This is a genomic window from Saccharopolyspora sp. NPDC049426 (genome assembly GCF_040676935.1).
GTDB lineage: Bacteria > Actinomycetota > Actinomycetes > Mycobacteriales > Pseudonocardiaceae > Saccharopolyspora.
On the sequence record NZ_JBFAPZ010000005.1, the window covers coordinates 45,815 to 69,523 of the forward strand.

The following is a 23,709-nucleotide window of genomic DNA, read 5'->3' on the forward strand; positions in this document are numbered from 1 at the left end:
CTTCCCCGCGTCGGGACGGGTTTTTCCTTTCACAGCAGGAAAAATCCGTCCCGATCGGGACAACTGAACAGTTGCTCCAAGCACTGCGCGGACCCCGTTGCCCGGACTCGAATGCCCGCGCCCCAACGAAAAAATGGGGCGTGGCGAATGGCATTTGTTGTTCCGGGGCTTTACCGTTGACATTGAGTCGGCCCAACGGGGCCGTTGTTGTGTCCTGGGAGGGACTGAAGTGAACAAGGCCCAACTGATCGAGGCTCTGGCAGAACGCCTCGGAGACAAGAAGACCGCCAGCCAGGCCGTTGAAGACGTCGTCGACATCATCGTTCGCAACGTCAACAAAGGCGAGAAGGTCAACATCACCGGTTTTGGCGTTTTCGAGAAGCGCGCTCGCGCGGCTCGTGTCGCCCGAAACCCGCGCACCGGTGAGAGCGTGAAGGTCAAGAAGACCAACGTTCCCGCGTTCCGCGCCGGCACCCAGTTCAAGGAAGTCGTCGGCGGCCAGCGGAAGCTCCCGCGTTCGACGACCTCCGGCAAGGCTGCCACCACGCGCGGCGTGACCACACGTACCGCCTCGGCGAGCAAGACCACGACCGCTCGCAAGGCCACCTCCACGCGTGCCGCGGCCACCAAGACCGCCACCCGCACCACGGCGAAGGCCGCCCCCGCCAAGGCTTCGACCGCCAAGGCCACCAAGGCGAGCACCGCCAAGGCCGCCAGCACCACGAAGGCTGCGCCGAAGCGGGCTACCACCAAGGCCAGCACGGCCAAGGCGACCCCGGCGAAGTCGGCCACCACCAAGCGGGCCAGCACCGCCAAGGCCACCACCAAGGCGGCGCCGAAGTCCACCGCGAAGACGACTCGCCCGGCCACCAAGAAGGCCACGACGACGCGCAAGTCCACCAAGAAGTGATCGCTCGCTTCGACTGCGAGCTTCAGTGGGCCGAGCGGGCGGCGGCATAGCCCCCTCCCCGGGGGCGATGCCGCCGCCCGCTCAATGCTTTGGGAAAAGGCGAAAACCCGCCGCCTCAGGCGCGGCGGGTCGCTTTCCCCTTCCGGCCGCTCCCGCGTGCGGGCGCGTCAGACGCCCGCAGAGCGCCGGAACGCCGTCGGCCGAGTACCCTGCGGCCGAGGTGCCTGCGACGGCGCTGAGCGGCGCGATCAGCGCCCTGTAGGGGTTCTTCGCGCCCGGGCCAGCGGATCCGGCAGGTAGTCCGCCGCCGCGAGGCGCAGTCCGGGCGCCTTGCCGTCGTCGGCGCGCTCGTCCGGCCGGAAGGACAACGTCCACACGCTGCCCTTGCGCGACGTCACCTCGCCCAGCCGCAGCCCGGCCGAATCGGCCAGCCGCGTCACCAGATCCGGGATGACGCCTCCCTGGCTGGACACCACGCTGGTGCCGCCCTCGGCCGCCACCTCCAGCAGCGCTCGCGCGCCTGCCTGCGGATCGGCCGAATAGACCTCTTCGGAGAACAGCGGCTCGCTCACGATGTGGATTCCGCGGTCACCGGCGAGCGGGGCGACGGTTTGTTCGCAGCGCACGCGCGGGGCCGAATAGATCCGGGAAGGTGCGAACAACGGCAACAGGGAATGCAATGCGTCCCGTTGTTTGCGGCCCGCTTCGCTGAGCGGACGAAGAGCGTCATCTCCGGACCATTCGGATCGTTTGCCCGCTTTAGCGTGGCGAACCAGCAATACCGTGGCCGTTTCCTCGCGGGCATCGTCGAATGCGTCGAGGACTCGCGCATCGTGCGGATAGCTCAACTCCGCGCGCGCCCGCTCCGGCGACAGCCAGCGGAGTTCGTCCACTTCGTCGTTGGGCGTGAACTCGCCGGCTCGCAGTCGTGCGGAGTAGTAGTCGACGATCTTCGGCGCGGATTCGCCCGAGCGAGTCGGGACCGCGTAGCGCACCTGCGCGAGCGGGCGCACGAGCACGGACGAAAACCCGGTCTCCTCGGCGACCTCGCGGACCGCCGCCTGTGCGGGGAGTTCGCCCGGGTCGAGCTTCCCCTTGGGCAGCGACCAGTCGTCGTACCGGGGGCGGTGCACCAGCGCCACCTCAGGGCCCTGAGCGCCGGGCCGCCACAGCACAGCTCCCGCCGCGCGCACGAGCGCGGGCACCTCGACCGCTTCGGCAACCGGGATGTTGTCGGTCACGCTCTACTTCCTCAACAAGCCTGGGAACGGTTTTCCTAAGACACCTTGGCGCCGTGGCCGGACAGCATCTCGGTCTGGTGGTCGCGGACCTGCTCGCCGCTGCGCGGGGAGGCTTCCCAGTCTCCCTTCGCGTTGAGCACCCAGCAGCGCGTCGACGGGTGCATCGCGGAATCCAGCATCGCGTCCATCTGCGCGGTCAGCTTCGCGTCCGTGACGCGGACCTGGACCTCGATGCGGCGGTCCAGGTTGCGGTGCATCATGTCGGCGCTGCCCAGCCAGTGCTCGTCGATGCCGACGAAGTGGAACACCCGCGAGTGCTCCAGGAACCGTCCCAGGATCGACCGCACCTCGATGTTCTCGCTGAGCCCGTCCACGCCTGCCTTGAGGGCGCAGATGCCGCGCACCACGACCTGCACCGGCACGCCGGCCAGCGAGGCGCGGTAGAGGGCGTCGATGATCTGCTCGTCGACCAGCGAGTTCACCTTCATCCGGACACCGCAGCTCAAACCCTGCCTGGCGCGCTCGATCTCGGCCTCGACCCGCTCCACGATCCCGTTCCGGATGCCCTGCGGGGACACCAGGATGCGGCGGTAGTTGCCGTGCCGGGCGTAGCCGGTGAGCACGTTGAACAGGTCGGTGAGGTCGGCGCCGATCTCCGGGGACGCCGTCAGCAGGCCCAGGTCCTCGTAGATGCGCGCGGTCTTGGGGTTGTAGTTGCCGGTGCCCAGGTGGCAGTAGCGGCGGATCGTCGAACCCTCCTGGCGCACCACGAGCGAGGTCTTGCAGTGCGTCTTCAGCCCGACCAGGCCGTAGACGACGTGCACGCCCGAGCGCTCCAGGGTGCGCGCCCACTGGATGTTGGCCTGCTCGTCGAAGCGCGCCTTGAGCTCCACCAGGGCCACGACCTGCTTGCCCGCCTCGGCGGCGTCGATGAGCGCGTTGACGATCGGCGAGTCACCCGAGGTGCGGTACAGGGTCTGCTTGATCGCCAGCACGTGCGGGTCGGCAGCCGCCTGCTCGATGAAGCGCTGCACCGAGGTGGAGAACGAGTCGTAGGGGTGGTGCACCAGCACGTCGCCCTCGCGCAGCGTGGAGAAGATGCTCTTGGGCGTCTGCCCCTCGGCGAAAGCCGGGTGCGTGGCGGGGACGAACGGGGAGTTCTTGAGGTCCGGCCGTTGCAGCTTGTCCAGCTGGAACAGGCAGGACAGGTCGAGCAGGCCCTTGACCTCCACCACGTCGTGCTGGTCGACCTCCAGCTCGCGCAGCAGGAGTTCGAGCATGTTCTCGCTCATGGTGTCGGTGACTTCCAGCCGCACCGGCGGACCGAAGCGGCGGCGCGCGAGTTCGCGCTCCATCGCCTGCAGCAGGTCCTCGTCGCGGTCCTCCTCGACCTCTAGGTCGGCGTTGCGGGTGACGCGGAAGATGTGGTGCTCGGAGACGCGCATGCCCGGGAACAGCTTGCTCAGGTGCGCGGCGATGAGCTCTTCCAGCGGCAGGAAGGTGGCCAGCTCGTTCTCCCGGTCGGCCTCCACCCGGATCAGCCGCGGCACGTTGTCGGGGACCTTCACGCGCGCGAAGCGGCGCAGCCCGGCGTCCGGATCGGTCACCGTCACCGCGAGGTTCAGCGAAAGCCCGGAGATGTAGGGGAACGGGTGCGCCGGGTCGACCGCCAGCGGTGTGAGGACCGGGAAGATGTGGTCCTCGAAGTAGCGGGTGAGCTTGGCCTGGTCGTCCGAGGCGAGCTCGTCCCAGTCCAGGATGCGGATGCCGTGGGCGTCGAGCTCCGGCAGCAGCTCGTCGACGAAGACGCGGCCGAGCTTCTCCATCAGGTCCTGGTTGCGCGCGGCTATGCGGACCAGCTGCTCGTGCGGGGTGAGCCCGTCGGCGCTGCGCACCGACAGCCCGGTCTCCTCGCGGCGCTTCAGCCCGGCGACGCGCACCATGTAGAACTCGTCCAGGTTGGACGCGAAGATCGCCATGAACTTCGCCCGCTCCAGCACCGGCTGCGACTGGTCCTCGGCGAAGGCCAGCACGCGCGCGTTGAAGTCCAGCCAGGACAGCTCCCGGTTGAGGTACCGGTCCTCGGGCAGGTCCGTCGTGGCCGCGGCCCTGGTCACAGCGGGCGGCGCCGAGGGAACCCGCGCACCGCCGGTGACCGCGGGCAGGGGCCCGGCCGTCTCGTTGCCAGCGGTGGCGCGGCGAGCAGGACGCGGTTCGCGGCTCGCCGCCGCCTTGCCTGCGGACGAGGTGCGTTTGGCGGGCCGCTTCGGTGACCGGTCGCTGTTCGTGCTCACCGAGCCATTGTCACTCAAAAAACCGTTTCAGATCGAGCAACCATGCCGTTCATCTGATGTTCGTCCGAACACAGCGGAACCTCGCGTGACGTGCGGAAGGGAACCTCCCTGCCACCCCGGTGAGCGGAAGGGACCCTTCCTGCGGGCCGAGGGGGAGGAGGGGAACCTTCCTGCCATCGGTGCCGGCGTCGTCGCCGGACGTGCGCACGGGAACCTTCCGCTCATTCGCCCAGGCCGAGCCGAGCGGTCGTGCGGGGTCCGAGTCCGACGGCTCTCGCCGAGGCCAGGTCGGCTTCGGTGTCGACGTCGCGGCGCAGCGACTCCCACGGTCCGGCGAGGGTTTTGGCGCCGGACTCGCCGTGGGCTTCGGCGGAGCCCGGACCGAAGCGCGGGTCCAGCGGCTGGTCGGGTTCGGCCAGCAGGAGGGTCGTGCCGTCGCCCGAGAGGTCCGGGCAGTACGAGCGGTCGGTTCCCGCCGCGCGCAGCGCCCAGCCGAGTTCACCTGAGCGCAGCGCGGGCAGGTCCGCCTGCAGCGCGCCGACGCGGAACGTGCCTCGGGCGCGCAGCACCTCGTCGCCGTGTCGCAGCGCGGCGTTGAGCCCGTCGGCCGGGCGGTCGGGCAGCACCTCGACGCCGAGAGCGGTGAACGCCGCGGTCAGCGCGGGATCGGAGGAGACCACCACCACGCCCGCGACCCCTCGTGCGCGACGTGCGGCGACGACGGTGTCCATCGCCATCGCGGTGACCAGCTCGAAGTGCCCGGCCGATCCGCGGCCGGCCAGCAGCCGGGACTTCGCCCGCGTCAGCGGCTTGAGCGGTACCAGCAGGTGCACCCCGGCGGTGTCGGGCGTGTTCTCGGTGGTCACGGGAACCATCTTGCGTCAACGTCCGCCGATGTGGTGGAGGGCTTCCCAAGTGCCGCCTGGTTGACGAGGCTGTGGCCGGGGCCGGGTAATTTGACTGGCGCTCGAGATCTGGAGGAGAAAAGCCGTGGCGGAATCGAGAAACCTCCGACGCCAGCGGAGGACGACCAGCGAGAAGGCACGCGGGATGGGCATCTTCTGGCTGGGCCTGGCCCGCTGGGTGTTCTACCCGCTGACGCACTTGCTGGCGCGCGTCCGCGTGCGCGGGGCGCACAACATCCCGGCTGAGGGCGGTGCGCTGCTCGTGCTCAACCACGTGTCCCACCTCGACCCGATCTTCGACGCGGTCACCGTCCACCGCGCGGCCAGGGTGCCGCGCTTCATGGCCAAGAACAGCCTGTGGAACGTGCCGGTGCTCAGGAACGTGCTGGTCGGCGTGGAGCAGATCCCGGTCTACCGGGGCACGGCGGACGCGCACAAGAGCCTGCGCGACGCGCACTCGGGCCTGGAGAACGGCAAGGTCCTGGTGATCTACCCGGACGGCACGATCACCAAGGACCCCGACGGCTGGCCGATGACGCCGAAGGTGGGTGTGGCCCGGCTGGCTCTGGCCAACGACATTCCCGTCATCCCGGTCGCCCGCTTCGGCACCCGCGAGATCTACGACCACTACAACAAGAAGTTCCGGCCCTTCCCGCGCAAGACCGTGAACTACGTGATCGGTGAGCCGCTGGACCTGTCGGCCTACCGCACCGAGAACCCCGACGTGGAGACGATCCGCGAGGTCACGAACCTCGCGATGAGCCGGGTCCGGGAGCTGCTCGGTGAGATCCGCGAGGAGCAGCCGCCCACCGAGTTCTACGCATCGGCGCGCAAGAAGAAGGGCACCGATGGCGCAGCCTGAGCGGATCGCGGTGCTGGGCGCCGGATCCTGGGGGACCACGTTCGCGAAGGTCCTCGCCGACGCGGGCAACGACGTCTGCCTGTGGGCCCGGCGTCCGCAGGTGGCGGCGGAGATCAACGAAACCCGCTGCAACGACTCCTACCTGCCCGGCATCACCCTGCCGGAGCGGCTGCGCGCCACCGACGACGCCGCCGAGGCGGTGCACGCCGCGGAATTCGTGGTGCTGGCGGTGCCCAGCCAGACGTTGCGCGAGAACCTCGCCGGGTGGCAGCCGCTGCTGCCGCAGGACGTGACGCTGGTGAGCCTGGCCAAAGGCGTCGAGCTGAGCACGCTCAAGCGGATGAGCCAGGTCATCGGCGAGGTCGCCGACGTGCCGATGGAACGGGTGGCGGTGGTGTCCGGGCCGAACCTGGCCAAGGAGATCGCCGCCGGTCAGCCCACCGCGACCGTGGTGGCCTGCTCCGAGGAGGAGCGGGCGGTGGCGCTGCAGAAGGCGTGCTTCACGCGGTACTTCCGCCCCTACACGAACACCGACCTGGTGGGCATCGAGATCTCCGGGGCCTGCAAGAACGTCATCGCACTGGCCTGCGGCATCGCGGCGGGGCTCGGTTTCGGGCACAACACGATGTCGTCGCTGATCACGCGCGGTCTGGCGGAGACGACGCGCCTCGGCGTCGCGCTGGGCGCGGACACGATGACCTTCGCCGGGCTGGCCGGTCTGGGCGACCTGGTGGCGACCTGCGCGTCGCCGCTGTCGCGCAACCGGACCTTCGGTGAGCGGCTGGGCAGGGGAGAGACCGTGGCCCAGGCGCAGGAGGCTGCCCACGGGCAGGTGTCGGAGGGCGTGAAATCCTGCTCGTCGATCCGTCAGCTGGCAGCCCGGCACGGCGTGGAGATGCCCATCACCGACGTGGTGCACCGGGTGTGCCACGAAGGTCTGGAGCCGGGGCCTGCCGCTGCGGAGTTGTTGGGACGCGAGCGCAAGGCGGAGTGATCCGGTCCGCGCGCTCGCGTCGATCGCGAGTGCGGGAGTGACCACAGTGGATCTTGGGGATTTCGGCGACGGAACGCGCGTGGTGCACGGCGGGCACCCGGAACCGGAGGCGGGCGCGCCGCTGCTGCCGGGGCCGGTGTTCGCCGCGCCGTACCACCTCGGGGAGTCCGGGCCCGGCGGTGATTTCTACGGGCGCGCGGGCAATCCCACCTGGCGCGGGCTGGAATCGGCGATCGGCGAGCTCGACGGCGGGCACTGCGTGCTGCTGCCCTCGGGCATGGCGGCGATCAGCACCGTGCTGCGTTCGGTGCTGCGGGCCGGAGACAAGCTGGTGCTGCCCTCGGACGGCTACTACGCATCGCGGCAGTTCGTCAGCGACGAGCTGACCGAGCTCGGTCTGGACGTGCGCGAGATCCCCACGCCCGGCCCGTGGACCGACGAGGTCTTCGAGGGCGCCCGGCTGGTGCTGTTGGAAACGCCCTCGAACCCGGGCGGGGACGTCTGCGACATCACCGCACTGGCCGAGCGCGCCCACGCGGCGGGTGCGCTGCTGGCGGTCGACAACACGACCGCGACCCCGCTGGGACAGCGTCCGCTGGAGCTGGGCGCGGACATCGTCATCGCCAGCGACACCAAGGCCCTGTCGGGGCACAGCGACATCCTGCTGGGGCACGTGTCGGTCCGCGACGAGCAGCTCGCGAACCGCCTGGTGCGCGCGCGTTCGCTGTCCGGTGCGATCCCCGGGCCGTTCGAGACGTGGTTGGCGCACCGCAGCATGGGGACTCTCGACCTGCGGCTGTCCCGGCAGGCCGAGAACGCCGCGGCGCTCGTCGACGCCCTCGCCGACCACCCGGCGGTGAGCGGTCTGCGCTGGCCGGGCTGGTCGCAGGACCCGGCGCACGAGCTGGCGAGCCGGCAGATGCGCCGCTTCGGCGGGGTGTTCCGCTTCGAACTCGCCGACGCCGACGCGGTGCAGGCCTTCATCGCGAAGAGCCGCTTGGTGGTCGCGGCCACCAGCTTCGGCGGCCTGCACAGCACGGCCGACCGCCGAGCCCAGTGGGGCGACCCGGTCCCCGAGGGCTTCGTCCGCTTCTCAGCGGGCTGCGAGAACCCCCAGGACCTGGTCCAAGACGTCCTCCAAGCCCTCTCCTGATCCAAACCACCCCATCTGACCCGAGTCTCCCCGGTTCCGGCCTCGAGGTCGAGCCCGGTCAGGACTCGCGTCGACCCCCGTCCTGGCCGAAGTCGACCCCGGTCCGCACCGGATCCGACGCACCACCCGTCCCACTCGCACCTCCCCTCGTGGTGCGGGTGGGACGGATTTCAGTGGAAACCGGGTCTCCTCACTCCAACGGGTGTGAAGTGGGTCGCGGGTTGTGGGTGGTGGGAGTGGGCGGTGGTTGACGGCGGGGTGGGGGGCTGGTTGAGTTCGTGGTGTGTTGAAGCGCGCGTTCATCGGCCGACGGGGTCACATCGACCTGCACCGCGTCGCCAGCGCGCTCTGTTCGTGTTCTTCGTGTTGATCGATCTCATCCGCTTCCCGGGTTGATCGCGGCGTCCTCGCGCGCCTGCGCCCCGGGGTTCGTTCACGATCTCCGAAGGACTTCCACGTGTTCGCCGTTCCGCCCAACACCGTTGCCGCGCCCGCTGACCTCAGCATCGCGCACCCCGCCCGCATCGCCCGCGAGTTCGCCGCCGACCGCGAATCCTGGGCGCACCTGCTGCGCTACGACGCCGAGGAGCGCTGGGCCGGGCTGCTCGCCCGCACCGACGCCCACGAGGCGTGGCTGCTGAGCTGGTTGCCCGGCCAGCACACCGATCTGCACGACCACGGCGGCGCCACCGGTGCTTTCACCGTCGTGCAGGGGAATCTGACCGAGCGGGTCGCCCGTCCCGGCAGCTCCGAGGTCCTGCACTCGCTGACCACCGGCCAGTCCCGGGTCTTCGGCCCGAACTACGCCCACCAGGTCAGCAACCTCGGCGTCGACCCGGCGGTGACCATCCACGTCTACCGCCCGCAGCGGTCGAACCGCACGATCCGCGGCTGATCCGCTCAGGACCGCCGCAGAACGTGTTCGGGCACGGGCAGTTCCGCGATCAGGTCGGCTGAAGGCACCGGCGTGCCCCAGCTCCGATGCAGCGGGAGCACGCCGGCCCAGGCCTCGTTCGCCTCGACGTCCTCGGCGTCGTCGCCCGGGTCGCCGGTGCGGATCTTCACCGCGGCCTCGGTGAGGTCCAGCGCCAGGACGGCGGTGGCGGCGAGCTCCTTCTTGTCGGGTCGGCGCGCGTAGTCCCACGATCCCGGCGCGAGCTGCTCGGTGATCACCCGCAGACCTTCCCAGCGCTCGGCGGGGTCCTCGACGAGCCGGATGCGTCCGTGGATCATCGCCGACCGGTAGTTGATCGAGTGGTGCATCATCGACCGCGAGTAGACGACGCCGTCCACGTGGGTCACCGACACGCACACCTCACCGGCTTCCCGGAGGCTGCGCGCCCCGGTCGATCCGTGCAGGTAGAGCGTGTCGCCGCGACGCCCGTAGCCGGTGGGCAGCACGCGCGGCGAACCGTCGACGATCACCGCCAGGTGGCAGACCAGCCCGGCGTCGAGGATCGCGTGGAGGTCGCCGCGGTCGGTGCGCGCCCGCTTGGCGCCTCGGCGGACGGTGGACCGTTCGGTGGGGGAGAGCTGCGAAGTCACGTCACCAGCCTCACCTGAGAAGTGGCATCATCGAAGTGCCAATCAGGGAGAATTCCGAAATGCCACATGACGTGCCCGCGGCCAGCTCACCGCTGCTGGAACTGGCCATCGACCTGCACCGGGACGGCGATCTGCCGCTAGCGGTGCAGCTGGCCGACGCGTTGCGGCACGCGGCCACCATCGGCCAGCTGCGCGGCGGCGACCGGTTGCCCTCGACGCGGGCGCTGGCCCGCCACCTGGCGGTCAGCCGCACCGTGACCGCCGCCGCCTACGAGCAGCTGCACGCCGAAGGCTGGATCGTCGGGCGGCGCGGCTCGGGCACCTACGTCACCACCAGCCCGCCGGGCGCGCGCAGCGACGCCGTGCCGCCACCGGTCCTGCAGCACCGGCACGCCGAGCATCCGATGATCGTCCTGGTTCCCGGGGTCCCGTGGGCCGACGGCATCGACCGCGCCATCTGGCGCCGGGCGTGGCGCGCCGCCGCCGACACCGCGCCCGACCTGCGCCCGCAACGGGCCGGACTGCTCAGCTACCGCGAGGCGGTCGTGGAACACCTGCTGCGACACCGGGGTCTGGTCGTCGGCGGCTGGACGCCGGAGAACGTGCTGGCCACCGGCGGCACCAGCACCGCGCTCGGTGAACTCGCCGCCGCCGTGCTGCCGCGCGGGGCGAAGGTCGCCGTCGAGGAACCCGGCTACCAGCGCGCGGTCGGTGCGCTGAAGACCGCCGGCATCGAGGTCGTGCCCGCGCCGGTCGACCACTCCGGTCTCGTCGTCGACGACGTCCCGGGCGACGTGGCGGCCGTCTACTGCTCACCGGCGCACCAGTTCCCGATCGGCGGACGGCTCCCGGCCGAACGGCGCATCGCGCTCATCGAACGCGCCCGCTCCGAGAGCTGGCTGATCGTCGAGGACGACTACGACGGCGAACTCCGCTACGACGTCGCGCCGCTGCCGGTGCTGGCGTCGATGGCCCCGGACGTCGTCGTGCACCTGGGCACCACCAGCAAGATCCTCACCCCGACGCTCGGGGTCGGCTGGATGCTGGCCGCCGAGAAGATCACCACCGCCGTGCAGCGGCACCGCGAACGCATCGGCGTCGGCCCGGCCGCCGCGGGGCAGCGCGTGCTGGTGGAACTCGCCCGACACGGAGACCTCGGCAGGCACCTGCGTCGGCTGCGGCGGGAGCTGTCGCAGCGCCGCGCGATCGTCGTCGAACGACTCGCCGCCGAGGGGGTGAGCGTCTTCGGCGACCGCGCGGGCGCCCACGTCGTGCTGCCGCTGCCGGACGCCGAGACCGAGCAGCGCGTCGTCGACGAAGCGGCGGAGCGGGGAATCGTCCTCGACGGGCTGCGACGGCACCACGACGGTCCGCAGCGGTGGCACGGACTCGCCCTCGGTTACGCCGCCTGCACCCGCGATGAGCTCGAAGCCGCGCTGCCGGTCGTGGCGAGGCTGTGCCGGCGAACCTGCACGTGACCGCATCGTGTCGCAGGCGCAAGGGCTTCGTAGAACGACGCGTGCTAGCGCGAGGTATGGTCCGGCGCATGACTTCGCGCAAGACCCGGGTGGCCGTCGTCTTCGGCGGGCGCAGCACCGAGCACGGCATCTCCTGCGTGTCCGGCGGTAGCGTGCTCGCCCACCTGGACCAGGACCGTTTCGAGATCGTGCCGGTCGGCATCACCCAGGAAGGCGCCTGGGTGCTCGGCACCGACGACCCGAAGCAGCTGGAGATCCGGGACCGCAAGGAACCCCGGGTCGTCTCCGGCACCGCGCTGGCCCTGCCGGGTGACCCGACCCGCCAGGAACTGGTGCTGCTCGAACCGGGGAAGGGTGGCGAAGTCCTCTCCGGCGTCGACGTCGTGTTCCCGGTGCTGCACGGAGCCTTCGGCGAGGACGGCACCATCCAGGGCCTGCTGGAGATGGCCGACGTGCCCTACGTGGGTCCGGGCGTGCTCTCCAGCGCGGTGTCGATGGACAAGGAGTACACCAAGAAGCTGCTCGCGGCCGAAGGCATCGAGGTCGGCACCTACGAGGTGCTGCGCCGGGGCCAGGAGACGCTGACCGAGGCGCAGCGCGACCGGCTCACCCTGCCGGTGTTCGTCAAGCCCGCGCGGGCCGGTTCGTCGCTGGGCATCACCAAGGTCACCGACTGGGCCGACCTGGACGACGCGATCGCCGAAGCCCGCCGCACCGACCCGAAGGTCATCATCGAGACCGGTGTGGTCGGGCGCGAGATCGAGTGCGGCGTCCTGGAGTTCCCCGACGGCCGCGTCGAGGCGTCGCAGCCCGCCGAGCTGCGGGTGACCGGTGAGACCGACTGGTACGACTACGAGTCGAAGTACCTCGACGACGTCACCGAGTTCGACCTGCCCGCCAAGATCAGCGACGAGCACACCGCCGAGCTGCGCGACATGGCGGTGCGCGCCTTCGCCGCGCTGGAGTGCCAGGGGCTCGCCCGTGTCGACTTCTTCCTGTCCGACGAGGGCAAGCTGATCATCAACGAGGTCAACACGATGCCGGGATTCACCCCGATCTCGCTGTACCCGCGGATGTGGGCGCACAGCGGCATCGACTACCCGGCGCTGCTGACCACGCTGGTCGACACGGCGCTGGCGCGCGGTACCGGCCTGCGCTGAACCGACGCGAGAAGGCCGTCCCCCACTCCGGTGAGGGACGGCCTTCTCGCGTCTGGGGCTACGGGAAGACGGGTTGCTCGGGGAGTTTCCCGCCGATCAGCTTCGACAGGTCCTGCAGCGGGCCCGTTCCGATGTCGGCCGGGGCGCTCAGCGCCACGTAGACCGGCCGGTCCACGGCCAGCCACGAGGAATCGCCGCCCTGGTTGATCTCCAGCCAGCTGACCCCGGAGACGTCCATCAGCTGCGATGTCGGGGTCAGCTCGGCGGGTGCGTCGATGCCGCAGCGCACGGTCACCGGGTCGTGCTGGGCGTCGCCCCAGGCGACGGTCGCGGCCGGTGCGGGCTGGGCCAGCGGCCTGCGCGGCACCTGGGCGCCACCGATCGACAGCTGCGCGGGCAGCGCGGACATCACCGCCGCGCACTCCGGGGACTGCGCCTCGGGTGCCGGGATCGGTGCCGCTGCCAGCGGACCGGTGCGGCGGGCGGCCTCGGCGGCGGCGGTCTCCTGCCGGATCCGGTGCTCGCCGTACCAGCCGTAGACGCCGACACCGGCCACGCCCACGGCCAGCAGCACGCCGAGCGCGATCGCGATGATCAGAACCGGCTTGGGAACGCCGGAATCCTCGTGCTCAACCACGCCGTCCATCACAGCACCACGCCGGGGCCCGGCCGGAACAGGGGTTCCTCAGAGGTGAACCACCGGACAGGTCAGCGTGCGCGTGATGCCCTCGACGTTCTGGATCTTCGCGACGACCATCTTGCCGAGCAGGTCGACGTTCTCGGCCTCAGCGCGCACGATGACGTCGTAGGGACCGGTGACGTCCTCGGCGCTGATGACACCGGCGGACCCGGCGATCTCGCCGGCGACGGCGGCTGCTTTGCCGACCTCTGTCTGGATGAGGATGTATGCCTGTACCACGGCGTGCCCCTTCGTCTAGCCCATGTGCTCGGGGTAGGAAACTGGCAGAAAGCTACCCCATCTGACCGAGCTGATGCTCAAGGAAGGAAGGTCCCAGTTGGGTCCTGACTCGTCCCAGGAACCACAGACCATTTCCCAGGTGGGTGAGTTCAATCTCATCGATCGAGTGACAGCTGGTCGTCATCAGTCGCCGGGCACGCTTCTCGGCCCGGGTGACGACGCCGCCGTGCTGGCCGCTCCCGACGGTCGCGTGGTGGCCAGCACCGATGTGCTGGTGGAACATGTCCACTTCCGTTTCGACTGGTCCACACCGAATCAGGTGGGTCGCAAAGCGGTCGCGGTGAACCTCTCCGACATCAACGCGATGGGCGCGGTGCCCACGGGTCTGCTGGTCGGTCTCGGCTGCCCGCCCGACACGCCCGCGTCCGTGGTCGACGAGCTCGCCGACGGCCTGTGGGAAGAGGCACAGCAGGCCGATATCGGGATCGTCGGCGGCGACATGGTGTCGTCGCCGTCACTGACGATCTCGATCACAGCCCTCGGTGACTTGCAGGGCCGGGAGCCCGTCACCCGCTCCGGCGCGCGTCCCGGTGACGTCGTCGCGGTGGCAGGCAGGCTCGGCTGGTCGGCGGCGGGGTTAGCCGTCCTGGGGCGCGGATTCCGCTCCCCGGTCGCCGTCGTGGGCGCGCACCGCGTGCCCGAACCGCCCTACGGAGCCGGACCGCAGGCCGCCGTCGCCGGTGCCACGTCCATGGTGGACACCTCCGACGGCCTGCTGGCCGACCTGGGCCACATCGCCACCGCCTCGAAGGTCGCGATCGACCTCCGCCTGGAGCAGGTCGAGATCCCGCAGCGGCTCACCGAGGTCGCCTCGGCTCTGGGAGCCGACGCCCGCCACTGGGTGCTCACCGGAGGCGAGGACCAGGCGCTGATCGCGACCTTCCCCGCCAACCGCCCGCTGCCGCCGGACTTCCGCGAGATCGGCGTGGTCGCGGAAGGCTCGGGCGTGACCATCGACGGCAAGGACTACGAAGGCCCCACCGGCTGGGAGCACTGGCGGTAGGAGCGAAAAGGAGGACGCCCCCCGGATGAACCGGGGGGCGTCCTCGCATGTGGTGGGTTCCGGCAGTCAGCTCGCCGGGGCCGCCGCGGGGGCGTCCTGCATCAGCGGCTTCCTCGCGGTCTCCTTCATGAGCAGGATCGGCACCAGGGCGACCAGTGCCGCGCCCATCAGGTAGAAGGCGGGGAAGTAGCTGTTGCCGGTGTTGGTCACGACGGCGTCGTTGACCAGTGGCGCAGTGCCACCGAAGACGGCAGTGGAGATGTTATAGCCGACCGAGAAGGCCGCGTAGCGGACCTTGGTCGGGAACATCGCCGGCAGCGTCGCGGCCAGCGGCCCGATCAGCTGCACGTGACCGATGGCCAGCAGCGCCAGACCGAGGATGGTGGTCAGCACCGTTCCCTGGCCGATCAGCCAGAACGCGGGCACCGGCAGCACCAGGAAGCAGATGGCCGCCGAGATGAACAGCGGTTTCCGGCCGATGCGGTCCGACAGCGCGCCGACGGGCGTGATGATGGCCATCATGAACGCGACCGTCAGCAGCAGCGGGACCAGCACCTGGTGCTCCTGCCCGTCGGGCACGTCGAGCGTGTCCGAGAGGTAGGTCTCCATGTAGGTCAGGATCGTGTAGTTGGCGACGTTGATCAGGACCACGATGCCCATGAGGATCAGCAGCTGGCGCCACCACTCGCGGACCAGGTCCCGCAGCGGGGACTTGGCGACCTGGTGGGTGTTCTCCAGCTGCTTGAACGCCGGGGTGTCCTCCAGCCTGGACCGCAGGTACAGACCGACACCGCCGAGCGGACCGGCGATCAGGAACGGGATGCGCCAGCCCCACGTCTCCATGGACGTGCTGTCCAGCGTGAGGATCAGGATGGTCGGGACCAGCGCGCCGAGTCCGAATCCGACCAGAGTGCCGAATTCGAGCCAACTGCCCCAGAAGCCGCGCTTGCGGTCGGGGGCGTACTCGGCGATGTAGGTCGCCGCGCCTCCGTACTCGCCACCGGTGGAGAAGCCCTGCAGCAACCGGCAGAGCAGCAACAGCATCGGCGCGAAGATGCCGATGGCGCCGTAGGTCGGCAGCAGACCGATGACGAACGTCGAGCCCGACATCAGCAGAATCGTCACGGCGAGGACCTTCTGCCTGCCGATCCGGTCGCCGAGCGGGCCGAAGAACAGGCTGCCCAGCGGGCGGAACAGGAAGGAGATGGCGAAGACGCCGAACGCGGAGACGGTCTCCCACGGACCGGGGAAGAACTGGTGGCCGACATATGCGGCTACATACGCGTAGACGCCGAAGTCGTACCACTCCGTGCAGTTACCGATTGCGGCTGCGCCGACCGCTCGACGCAGCAACGACTTCTGCTCGGCCTCTGATTCGGCTGTTTCCTGAGAAGTCATGAGATGCGGCCCACCTCCGGGTGTTGTCTCCACGGCCGTGGTCGATTTGGAACTTCGCCAGAACCTAGCCGAGTGGCCAAGGGGAGGCCACCAAAAGCGCGACATCGAGCATTCCCACGTTATTTGCTTTATCCGCCACCGCACGTTCGAAGTGCCGAAACCTGCTCCCGGAGCGTCACTGATTTGCCGAGTGCATTTCCGCGATGACGGGCGAAAATGGCACTTTCGGAGTAGTTCCGATTACGCTTGTGGTGAGCTCCCGATCGCCGTTACGTCATCGGTATGTGACGTGTGACACTGATGAGTGGTTGTGGGGTTGTGCGTGAGGCCGCAGATGTCGATCGCTAACCTGCTCGGCATGGCAGCACGACCCCTGCACGAAACCGTCGAAGCCGGCTGGGCGGAGGCGCTCGCGCCGGTCGCGGATCAGATCGCGACGATGGGCGCCTTCCTGCGTTCCGAGGTCGCCGAAGGCCGCACCTACCTGCCCGCTCCGGAGAACGTGCTGCGCGCCTTCCAGCAACCGTTCCACGACGTGCGCGTGCTCATCGTCGGCCAGGACCCGTACCCGACGCCCGGTCATCCGGTGGGGCTGAGCTTCTCGGTCGCCCAGGGCGTCGCGCCGCCGCGCAGCCTGGTCAACATCTTCCGCGAGTACAGCGAGGACCTCGGTCACCCGAAGCCCTCCAGCGGAGACCTCACGCCGTGGACCGAACGCGGCGTGCTGCTGCTCAACCGCGCTCTCACGGTCAGCCCCGGCAAGCCCGGCTCGCACCGGGGCAAGGGCTGGGAGCAGGTCACCGCGCAGGCGATCAAGGCCCTGGCCGCTCGTGACGAGCCGCTGGTGGCGATCCTGTGGGGACGCGACGCTCGCGACCTCCGGCCGCTCATGCCCGGCGTGGAGTGCGTCGAGTCGCCCCACCCGAGCCCGATGTCGGCCGATCGCGGCTTCTTCGGCTCCAAGCCTTTCAGCCGAGCCAACGAGATCCTGCAGCAAAAGGGCTGGGAGCCCATCGACTGGAAGCTGCCCTAGGCCTCGGAACTTGTCCAGTGGTCTCTTTGCGTGGCGGTGCGGGTGGCGGAACCTCAGACGTCTTCTGGCTCCGGGATCCGAGACTGATGTATGCCAATACACGGCGCTACGGCTGTCCTCCCCAGAAGACGTCTGAGAACCCGCGGCGGTGCAGGTTGCCCAGGTGGGGTACTGAGAAAGCGGCTTCGCCGCTTGCCTGACGTTTCCCGGCCCTGAACAGCAGAAAGCCCCGGGGTGCTACCACCTCGGGGCTCCTAGCTAAGAACACATCCTCAGCCGCGGGCGACCTTGCCTGCCTTCATGCAGGAGGTGCACACGTTCATGCGCTTGCGCTGGGACAGACCGATCTTGGCGTGCACGGTCTGAATGTTCGGGTTCCACCGGCGCTTGGTCTTCCGGTGGGAGTGCGAGACCGAGTTGCCGAAGCCTGGTCCCTTGCCACAGACGTCGCAGACGGCAGCCACGTCAGACACCCCTTACTTTGCTTGACGGTTACAGCGATGAGAGCTCCGCTGTCGTGCCACGCCGGATCGGAGAGGCATTTCGGGAGCGCTTCCTGCTCACCGCCGTGCGGCGGACTGAGCCCGGAGAACCCGGTTGCCCGGGGTCATCGCCACCCTGGGACCCGATGAGTCTAGCCCACGGCCACCGGCTGCTCCCGAGCCGGGGGCCGATGTGCGGCGGAGCACTGTGAGGGCGCCGCCTGCGGATAGTCTCGGCTGCGACCGATCCTAACGTGCGTGGGAGGTTCCCGGGTGTTGCGGACGCTGAACGCGGCGACTGCCCGCCGCTGGGCGGACCTGGCCATGTCGGCGCTGTCGGCCGAGCGCGAGGCGATCGACCGGATCAACGTCTACCCGGTCGCCGACGGCGACACCGGGACGAACCTGCTGCAGACAATGCGCGCGGCGGTGCGCACCCTCGACGAGGCGGCTCCGGACACCCTCGGCGGCGTGTTCGCCGCGCTGGCCAAAGGTGCCCTCGGCGGCGCCTGCGGGAACTCCGGGATGCTGTTGTCGCAGGCCATCAGGGGTGTTGCCGAGCAGCTGCGGGACTGCGAGACCGCCGACGGCGTGGCGTGGCGGGAGGCCCTGCGGCGAGCCGAGGAGCTGGCCTGGCAGGCCGTCGCCGAGCCGCAGGAGGGAACGGTGCTGTCGGTGCTGCGCGCCGCCGCCCGCGGCGCGCAGCACGCCGAAGACCTGGCCGAGGTGGTGCGCGCCTCGACGCGCGCGGCGATCGACGCGCTGGCCGCGACACCTGCGCAGCTGCCGGTGCTGTCGGAAGCGGGCGTCGTCGACGCGGGTGGGCGAGGTCTGGTGATCCTGCTCGACGCGTTGCACGCGGTCGTCGTCGACGGCGAGTGGCTGGCCCCGAACTCACCGCTGCCTGCCGAGTCGGACCGGCTGGAGCACGAGTCGAGCTTCGACTACGAGGTCATGTACCTGCTGGCCGACACGGACGCGGAGCGGGCCGAAGCGCTGCGCGGGCGGCTGGGAGAGTTGGGCGACTGCGTGTCGGTCGTCGGTGACGGGGCCGATTCCTGGGCGGTCCACGTGCACTGCGACGACATCGGGGGAGCGATCGAGGCGGGCGTGGAATCCGGCCGGGCGCACCGGATCAAGGTGACCCGCTTCGCCGATCAGCAGGCCGCCTACGCCCGCGACGTCGCGGTGCTGGCGTGCGTGCCGGGGGACGTGCTGGGCGAGGTCTTCGCCGGCGAGGGAGCCGATGTGCTGGTCACCGGCTCGATCCCGGTCCCGGCGGAGCTGCGGGAGGCGATCGTCGGCACCGGTGCGGGGCACGTGGTCGTGCTGCCCAACGACCTGGACACGGCCCTGGTCGTGGAGCGGGCCGTGGCCGGTCAGTCCGGCGAGGGGCCCGAGGTCGTGGTGGTGCCGACCGCGTCGCCGGTGCAGGGGCTGGCCGCGCTCGCGGTGCACGATCCGCACCGGCGCCGCGCCGACGACCAGGTCGCGATGGCCGAGGCCGCTGCGGCGACCCGCCGGGGTGAGCTCTACGTCGCCGACGCCGAAGCGCTGACCTGGGTCGGTCGGTGCCGTCCCGGGGACATCCTCGGTCTGATCGACGGGGAGGTCGTGCTCATCGGTGAGGACCTGACCACCACCGCGCGGGAGCTGCTGTCCCGGATGCTCACCGCCGGTGGCGAGCTGTTCACCGCGCTCATCGGCGACAACACCCCGCCCGAACTGCCCGGGGAGCTGTCGGCCCACCTGCGCCGCGCCCACCCCGAGGTGGAGATGGCCAGCTACCCGGCGGGCGCCTTGGACTCGTTGCTGCTGATCGGCATCGAGTAGTTCCGCTCTGATCGCGGGGGACCTGCGGGGTCCCCGCGTTCGTCGCGCCCGGTTCCGAAATGAATCGGATGGTGCTAGTTTCATTGTCACCATGTTGCTCACGTTAGACATCGAGGACGGGCGGCCGCTGCACGAGCAGGCCGCCGATGCGATCCGGCGCGCCATCGCCGACGGGGAGGCCGAGCCGGGTGACCGGCTGCCGCCGGCCCGCGACCTGGCCGACGCGATGAGCATCAACGCCAACACCGTGCTGCGAGCCCTGCGCGAGCTGCGCGCCGAGGGACTGCTGGAGTTCCGCCGCGGGCGAGGGGTGACCGTGCTGCGACGTCCCGACCCGGAGTCGGGGCTGCGCGCTCAGCTGCGCGACCTGGTGGCCGAGGCGCGGCGCCGCGGCTTCACCACCGCCGACCTGACGCGGTGGATCGAGGAGGAATCGTGAACCACCGCAAGGCATTCCTGGTCCTGTCGATCGCCTGGACGGTGGTCGTGACCATCGCGCTGGTCGTGCCGATGATCCTGTTGGGCGAGCGGCTCCCGGACCCGATCGCCACCCACTTCAGCGGCGCCGGCGTTCCCGACGGATCCACTTCCCTGGCGATGTTCCCGCTGGTCGTGCTGCCGGGGTGGTTGCTGCTCGCGGTCTTCGCGGTGATCGCGGGCACGGTGGGCCGACGCCGGGCGCACCGCGCCGGTTCCGCGGCGATGCTGGGCGCGGTGGCCGTCTTCTTCGCGGGCATCACGGCCTCGACGCTGTGCACGAACCTCGACCACACCGCCTGGCAGGACGCCCGGTTGCCGGTGTGGCACGTGCTCCCCGTGCTGGCGGGGGCGGCATTGGCGGGCTTCGCCGGCTGGCTGATCGGCAACCGTGGCCCCGACGAGCCCGCAGCCGAATCCGAGGCCGATGACGTCGCCGGGCTCGACCTCGAACCCGGGCGCCGAGCGGTGTGGGTCTCCTCGGTGTCCAGCCGAGTCCTCGTCATCGTCGGAGCCGCCGGAGTGCTGGTGGGCGTGGGAACGCTCGTCCTGACCGGCTGGCAGGTCGCGCTGCCCGCACTGCTCGTGGGAATCGTCGTGTCAGCGCTGTCGACGGCGCGGATCCGCGTTGACGAGCAGGGCGTGCGCGCCGCGTTCGGCCCGCAGCGCTTCCCGGTGCGCCGGATCCGGCTGGAGCAGATCAGCGGCGCCCGAGTCGCCCGCCACCGCGCCCTGGAGGTCGGCGGCTGGGGTTACCGGGTCCTTCCCGCCACCACCGCGATCATGCTGCGCGGTGGCGAATGCCTGGTGCTGCGCCTGAACTCCGGGCGCGACTTCGTCATCAGCGTGGACAAGCCCGATCGCGGGGCGGATCTGGTCAACGCGCTGCTCGCGGAGCGCTCGGCGATGTGAGCACGCCGGACTTCCCGGTCACGCCCGCGCGTCGTCCCGGGTGGTCGGCGGTGATCACCGGCGGTGCGGCTAACCTCGAACCGAGTCATCAAGTGACGCGGGAGACAGCAGTGCGCATCCGGAGCCGGTACGTGTGGTTGATCGCCGGCTGGACGCTGTCCGTGGCCGTGCTGATGGTCGCCGTGCCGCTGCTGGTGGGCGCGAGGCTGCCGGAACCCATCGCCGTGGAGTGGACCTCCACCGGATCACCCGAGAGTTCCAGCTCGCTGCGCGATTTCCTGGTCGGCAAGCTGGTGTGGTGGCTGGTGGTCGCCGCGGTGTGGAGCGCGCTGGTGCTGCGCGGGGTGCTGCGCGAGCGCGCCACCGCGCTGGCCGCGGCCGTGATGGCGGTGTTCGGCTGGGTGATGCTGGGGACCGTCGTGCTGACCACGATCGCCAACCTGGACGCGCCGGACTTCCGCGACGCCACCGAACTGTCCGGCGAGGGCTGGCTGCTGCTCGGCGCGCTGCCGGTGGCGTGGGCTGGCTGGCGGGTCGGCGGCAGGGAAACCGTCGGTGCCGCCGAGTAGCTTGCGGTGCCATCCGAGTACGCAGGCGGAGGACTTGCAGTGACCACATTGGACGCGAAGCTCGACCGGTTGTTGGGTGCCAAGACCGGCAAGGCGCTCGAGTCTGCCCTGGGCCTGGTCACCGTCGGCGATCTGCTGCGGCACTACCCGCGCCGTTACGCCGAGCGCGGTGAGCTGACCGCGATCGCCGGGCTGGAGCTCGGCGAGCACGCGACCGTGCTGGCCAAGGTCGAGAGGGTCACCAAGCGCACCATGAAGTCGCGCCGAGGCACGATCGTCGAGGCCCGCATCACCGACGGTCACCGGTCGCTGTCGTGCACGTTCTTCAACCAGGCGTGGCGCGAGCGGGAGCTGATCCCCGGCAAGCGCGGCATGTTCGCGGGCAAGGTCACCGCTTTCCGCGAGCAGCTCCAGCTCGCGCATCCCGAGTACCAGCTGTTCGACTCGGAGGCCACCGACGTCGGGGCCGTCGCCGAGGAGTTCGCGAGCGCGCTGCTGCCCGTCTACCCGTCGGCGCAGGGGTTGCCGTCGTGGTCGATCGCGCGCTGCGTGAAGCAGGTGCTGGACGTGTGGGACGGGACCGACGACCCGCTGCCGACCGAGCTGCGCGAGCGCCTGGGCATGTCGGTGCTGGAGGACGCGCTGCGCAAGATCCACCTGCCGCAGAACTTCGGCGAGGTCGCGGCAGCGCAGGACCGGCTCAAGTGGGACGAAGCGCTGGCCGTGCAGCTCACGCTGGCGCAGCGGCGCAGCAACACGAAGTCGCATCCGGCGCCGGTGTGCGAGCGCCGCGAGGACGGCGTGCGGGTGGCCTTCGACGAGCGGATGCCGTTCGAGCTGACCAAGGGCCAGCAGGAGATCGGCGAGCAGATCGCCACCGACCTCGGCACCGAGCACCCGATGAACCGCCTCGTCCAGGGCGAGGTGGGCAGCGGTAAGACGGTGGTCGCGCTGCGCGCGATGCTGCAGGTGGTCGACGCCGGGCGGCAGGCGGCGATGCTCGCGCCCACCGAAGTGCTGGCCGCGCAGCACGCGCGTTCGCTGCGCGAACTGCTCGGTGACCTGGCCATGGCCGGGGAGCTCGGCGGGGCGGAGAACGCGACGCGGGTGACGCTGCTGACCGGTTCGCTCAACACCGCGCAGCGGCGCCAGGCGATGCTGGAGGCGGCCTCCGGTGAGGCGGGGATCGTCGTCGGCACGCACGCGTTGATCCAGGACAAGGTGTCCTTCGCCGATCTGGGGCTGGTCGTGGTCGACGAGCAGCACCGCTTCGGCGTCGAGCAGCGCGACGCCCTGCGCGCCCGTGCGGGCGAGGAGACCGCGCCGCACGTGCTGGTGATGACGGCGACGCCGATCCCGCGCACGGTGGCGATGACGGTCTACGGCGATCTGGAGACCTCGGCGCTGCGCGAACTCCCGCAGGGCCGTTCACCGATCAGCACCAGCGTGGTGCCGGTGGCGGAGAAGCCCGCGTGGCTGGACCGGGCGTGGGCGCGGATCCACGAGGAGGTCGCCGCCGGGCACCAGGTGTACGTGGTGTGCCCGCGCATCGGTGACGACGAGGAGACCTCGGGCAAGGGCAAGAAGTCGAAGAAGTCCACTGTGGATGACGGGGACGGCGAGGAGCCGCCGCCGGACGACGGTGGTGAGCAGCGGCGTCCGCCGGTCGCGGTGATCGACGTCGCCGAGCAGCTGGCGGCCGGACCGCTGTCGGGGCTGCGGCTGGGGATCTTGCACGGCAGGCTGGCCGCCGACGACAAGGACGCGGTGATGCGCGCCTTCGCCGCGGGCGAGCTGGACGTGCTGGTGGCGACCACGGTGATCGAGGTCGGCGTCAACGTTCCGAACGCGACCGTCATGGTGATCATGGATGCGGACCGGTTCGGCGTGTCGCAGCTGCACCAGCTGCGCGGCCGGGTCGGCCGGGGCAGCGCTCCGGGGCTGTGCCTGCTGGTCACCGAGGCGATGGGCGGCACCACGACGCGCGAGCGGCTGGACGCGGTCGCCTCCACCACCGACGGTTTCGAGCTGGCGCGGCTGGACCTGGAGCTGCGCCGTGAGGGCGACGTGCTGGGCGCCGCTCAGTCGGGTCGCAAGTCCGGGTTGAAGATGTTGTCGTTGTTGCGCGATGAGGACGTGATCGCTCAGGCGCGCGAGGAGGCGGACCGCTTCGTCGCCGCGGATCCCGCTCTGCGGGAGCACCCGGGGTTGGCGCGGATGGTGGCCGAGGTCGTCGACGAGGAGCGCGCGGAGTACCTCGAAAAGTCGTGATCGCCTTCCGGTAGGGCGTGAAATTCCCGGATGCTGGGCAGTTCTGGTCTGAACCGACGGGGCGAATGCGACATCGTCCCCGGGCGGTTCGGACCAAAATCGCCCGCTGTCGTCGCCCGGATGACCACGAGGTGACCTCCAGGCTTCGAATAGACGATCGAAAGTTCTGCGGGCGGAAAGAAGTCATGATTTTCTTTCCGCTACAGCTTG

General features: G+C 70.2%; 22 protein-coding genes. 14 read left to right on the forward strand and 8 right to left on the reverse strand.

The window, feature by feature from the left end; genetic code table 11:
* Positions 1-229 precede the first annotated feature (229 nt).
* On the forward strand, positions 230-910 hold the full coding sequence (locus AB0J78_RS11995) for an HU family DNA-binding protein (RefSeq protein WP_363788947.1): 681 nt from the start codon (positions 230-232) through the stop codon (positions 908-910).
* Positions 911-1,158: 248 nt separating this feature from the next.
* On the opposite strand, the gene AB0J78_RS12000 is transcribed toward AB0J78_RS11995, so the two are convergent.
* The 3 genes from AB0J78_RS12000 to cofC form a co-directional block, all read right to left on the reverse strand.
* On the reverse strand, positions 1,159-2,115 hold the full coding sequence (locus tag AB0J78_RS12000) for an NUDIX hydrolase (protein ID WP_363789311.1): 957 nt from the start codon (positions 2,113-2,115) through the stop codon (positions 1,159-1,161).
* 71 nt (positions 2,116-2,186) lie between these two features.
* On the reverse strand, positions 2,187-4,445 hold the full coding sequence (locus tag AB0J78_RS12005) for an RNA degradosome polyphosphate kinase (RefSeq protein ID WP_363788948.1): 2,259 nt from the start codon (positions 4,443-4,445) through the stop codon (positions 2,187-2,189).
* A gap of 221 nt (positions 4,446-4,666) precedes the next feature.
* On the reverse strand, positions 4,667-5,311 hold the full coding sequence (gene cofC / locus AB0J78_RS12010) for a 2-phospho-L-lactate guanylyltransferase (RefSeq protein ID WP_363788949.1): 645 nt from the start codon (positions 5,309-5,311) through the stop codon (positions 4,667-4,669).
* 124 nt (positions 5,312-5,435) lie between these two features.
* On the opposite strand from cofC, the gene AB0J78_RS12015 reads away from it, so the two are divergent.
* The 4 genes from AB0J78_RS12015 (at position 5,436) to AB0J78_RS12030 (ending at position 9,254) form a co-directional block, all read left to right on the forward strand.
* A complete protein-coding gene (locus AB0J78_RS12015; protein WP_363788950.1) occupies positions 5,436-6,212 on the forward strand; it encodes a lysophospholipid acyltransferase family protein in 777 nt (258 codons plus the stop codon).
* A complete protein-coding gene (locus AB0J78_RS12020) occupies positions 6,199-7,206 on the forward strand; it encodes an NAD(P)H-dependent glycerol-3-phosphate dehydrogenase (protein WP_363788951.1) in 1,008 nt (335 codons plus the stop codon). The genes AB0J78_RS12015 and AB0J78_RS12020 overlap by 14 nt, the downstream gene beginning before the upstream one ends.
* A 37-nt stretch (positions 7,207-7,243) precedes the next feature.
* Positions 7,244-8,359 carry a cystathionine gamma-lyase gene (locus tag AB0J78_RS12025; RefSeq protein WP_363788952.1) on the forward strand — a complete coding sequence of 372 codons (1,116 nt, stop codon included), beginning with the start codon at positions 7,244-7,246 and terminating at the stop codon, positions 8,357-8,359.
* 457 nt (positions 8,360-8,816) lie between these two features.
* The gene (locus AB0J78_RS12030) at positions 8,817-9,254 is read left to right on the forward strand and encodes a cysteine dioxygenase family protein (protein ID WP_363788953.1); all 438 of its coding nucleotides are present in this window, start codon (positions 8,817-8,819) and stop codon (positions 9,252-9,254) included.
* 5 nt (positions 9,255-9,259) lie between these two features.
* Here the strand turns inward: AB0J78_RS12030 and AB0J78_RS12035 are convergent, their stop codons facing one another.
* A complete protein-coding gene (locus AB0J78_RS12035; RefSeq protein WP_363788954.1) occupies positions 9,260-9,904 on the reverse strand; it encodes a pyridoxamine 5'-phosphate oxidase family protein in 645 nt (214 codons plus the stop codon).
* Positions 9,905-9,963: 59 nt separating this feature from the next.
* Here AB0J78_RS12035 and AB0J78_RS12040 point away from each other — a divergent pair, with 59 nt between their 5' ends.
* Positions 9,964-11,382, forward strand: coding sequence for a PLP-dependent aminotransferase family protein (locus AB0J78_RS12040; RefSeq protein WP_363788955.1), 1,419 nt, complete (start codon positions 9,964-9,966; stop codon positions 11,380-11,382).
* Between the two features lie 68 nt (positions 11,383-11,450).
* Positions 11,451-12,542, forward strand: coding sequence for a D-alanine--D-alanine ligase family protein (locus tag AB0J78_RS12045; RefSeq protein ID WP_363788956.1), 1,092 nt, complete (start codon positions 11,451-11,453; stop codon positions 12,540-12,542).
* A 58-nt stretch (positions 12,543-12,600) separates the two neighbouring features.
* Here AB0J78_RS12045 and AB0J78_RS12050 read toward each other — a convergent pair whose 3' ends face one another.
* A complete protein-coding gene (locus AB0J78_RS12050) occupies positions 12,601-13,188 on the reverse strand; it encodes a DUF3515 domain-containing protein (RefSeq protein WP_363788957.1) in 588 nt (195 codons plus the stop codon).
* Between the two features lie 39 nt (positions 13,189-13,227).
* A complete protein-coding gene (locus AB0J78_RS12055) occupies positions 13,228-13,461 on the reverse strand; it encodes an Lrp/AsnC ligand binding domain-containing protein (RefSeq protein WP_363788958.1) in 234 nt (77 codons plus the stop codon).
* A gap of 73 nt (positions 13,462-13,534) precedes the next feature.
* Between AB0J78_RS12055 and AB0J78_RS12060 the strand changes: the two genes are divergently transcribed.
* Positions 13,535-14,524, forward strand: a complete 990-nt coding sequence (locus tag AB0J78_RS12060) for a thiamine-phosphate kinase (RefSeq protein WP_363788959.1) — start codon at positions 13,535-13,537, stop codon at positions 14,522-14,524.
* 66 nt (positions 14,525-14,590) lie between these two features.
* Here AB0J78_RS12060 and AB0J78_RS12065 read toward each other — a convergent pair whose 3' ends face one another.
* A complete protein-coding gene (locus tag AB0J78_RS12065; RefSeq protein WP_363788960.1) occupies positions 14,591-15,922 on the reverse strand; it encodes an MFS transporter in 1,332 nt (443 codons plus the stop codon).
* A 358-nt stretch (positions 15,923-16,280) separates the two neighbouring features.
* Between AB0J78_RS12065 and AB0J78_RS12070 the strand changes: the two genes are divergently transcribed.
* On the forward strand, positions 16,281-16,955 hold the full coding sequence (locus AB0J78_RS12070; protein WP_363788961.1) for a uracil-DNA glycosylase: 675 nt from the start codon (positions 16,281-16,283) through the stop codon (positions 16,953-16,955).
* Between the two features lie 272 nt (positions 16,956-17,227).
* Here the strand turns inward: AB0J78_RS12070 and rpmB are convergent, their stop codons facing one another.
* The gene (rpmB, locus tag AB0J78_RS12075; RefSeq protein ID WP_132625373.1) at positions 17,228-17,419 is read right to left on the reverse strand and encodes a 50S ribosomal protein L28; all 192 of its coding nucleotides are present in this window, start codon (positions 17,417-17,419) and stop codon (positions 17,228-17,230) included.
* A gap of 291 nt (positions 17,420-17,710) precedes the next feature.
* Here rpmB and AB0J78_RS12080 point away from each other — a divergent pair, with 291 nt between their 5' ends.
* The 5 genes from AB0J78_RS12080 to recG all read left to right on the forward strand — a co-directional run bounded on the left by AB0J78_RS12080 (position 17,711) and on the right by recG (position 23,499).
* Complete coding sequence (locus AB0J78_RS12080) at positions 17,711-19,270, forward strand: DAK2 domain-containing protein (RefSeq protein WP_363788962.1); 1,560 nt, start codon at positions 17,711-17,713, stop codon at positions 19,268-19,270.
* Between the two features lie 91 nt (positions 19,271-19,361).
* Positions 19,362-19,709 (forward strand): GntR family transcriptional regulator, encoded by a 348-nt coding sequence (locus AB0J78_RS12085; RefSeq protein ID WP_363788963.1) that lies wholly within the window; start codon positions 19,362-19,364, stop codon positions 19,707-19,709.
* Positions 19,706-20,659 carry a DUF1648 domain-containing protein gene (locus tag AB0J78_RS12090; protein WP_363788964.1) on the forward strand — a complete coding sequence of 318 codons (954 nt, stop codon included), beginning with the start codon at positions 19,706-19,708 and terminating at the stop codon, positions 20,657-20,659. Before AB0J78_RS12085 ends, AB0J78_RS12090 begins: the two co-directional genes overlap by 4 nt.
* Before the next feature lie 110 nt (positions 20,660-20,769).
* On the forward strand, positions 20,770-21,228 hold the full coding sequence (locus AB0J78_RS12095) for a hypothetical protein (RefSeq protein ID WP_210972400.1): 459 nt from the start codon (positions 20,770-20,772) through the stop codon (positions 21,226-21,228).
* Positions 21,229-21,267: 39 nt separating this feature from the next.
* Positions 21,268-23,499 carry an ATP-dependent DNA helicase RecG gene (recG, locus tag AB0J78_RS12100; protein WP_363788965.1) on the forward strand — a complete coding sequence of 744 codons (2,232 nt, stop codon included), beginning with the start codon at positions 21,268-21,270 and terminating at the stop codon, positions 23,497-23,499.
* Positions 23,500-23,709: the final 210 nt, after the last annotated feature.

Excerpts from the sequence above, each read along its gene's own strand:
- AB0J78_RS12020 (WP_363788951.1), top strand. The coding sequence starts at position 6,199 with ATGGCGCAGCCTGAGCGGATCGCGGTGCTGGGCGCCGGATCCTGGGGG.
- AB0J78_RS12040 (WP_363788955.1), top strand. The coding sequence starts at position 9,964 with ATGCCACATGACGTGCCCGCGGCCAGCTCACCGCTGCTGGAACTGGCC.
- AB0J78_RS12045 (WP_363788956.1), top strand. The coding sequence starts at position 11,451 with ATGACTTCGCGCAAGACCCGGGTGGCCGTCGTCTTCGGCGGGCGCAGC.
- AB0J78_RS12050 (WP_363788957.1), bottom strand. The coding sequence starts at position 13,188 with ATGGACGGCGTGGTTGAGCACGAGGATTCCGGCGTTCCCAAGCCGGTT.
- AB0J78_RS12060 (WP_363788959.1), top strand. The coding sequence starts at position 13,535 with ATGCTCAAGGAAGGAAGGTCCCAGTTGGGTCCTGACTCGTCCCAGGAA.
- AB0J78_RS12065 (WP_363788960.1), bottom strand. The coding sequence starts at position 15,922 with ATGACTTCTCAGGAAACAGCCGAATCAGAGGCCGAGCAGAAGTCGTTG.
- AB0J78_RS12070 (WP_363788961.1), top strand. The coding sequence starts at position 16,281 with ATGGCAGCACGACCCCTGCACGAAACCGTCGAAGCCGGCTGGGCGGAG.
- AB0J78_RS12085 (WP_363788963.1), top strand. The coding sequence starts at position 19,362 with ATGTTGCTCACGTTAGACATCGAGGACGGGCGGCCGCTGCACGAGCAG.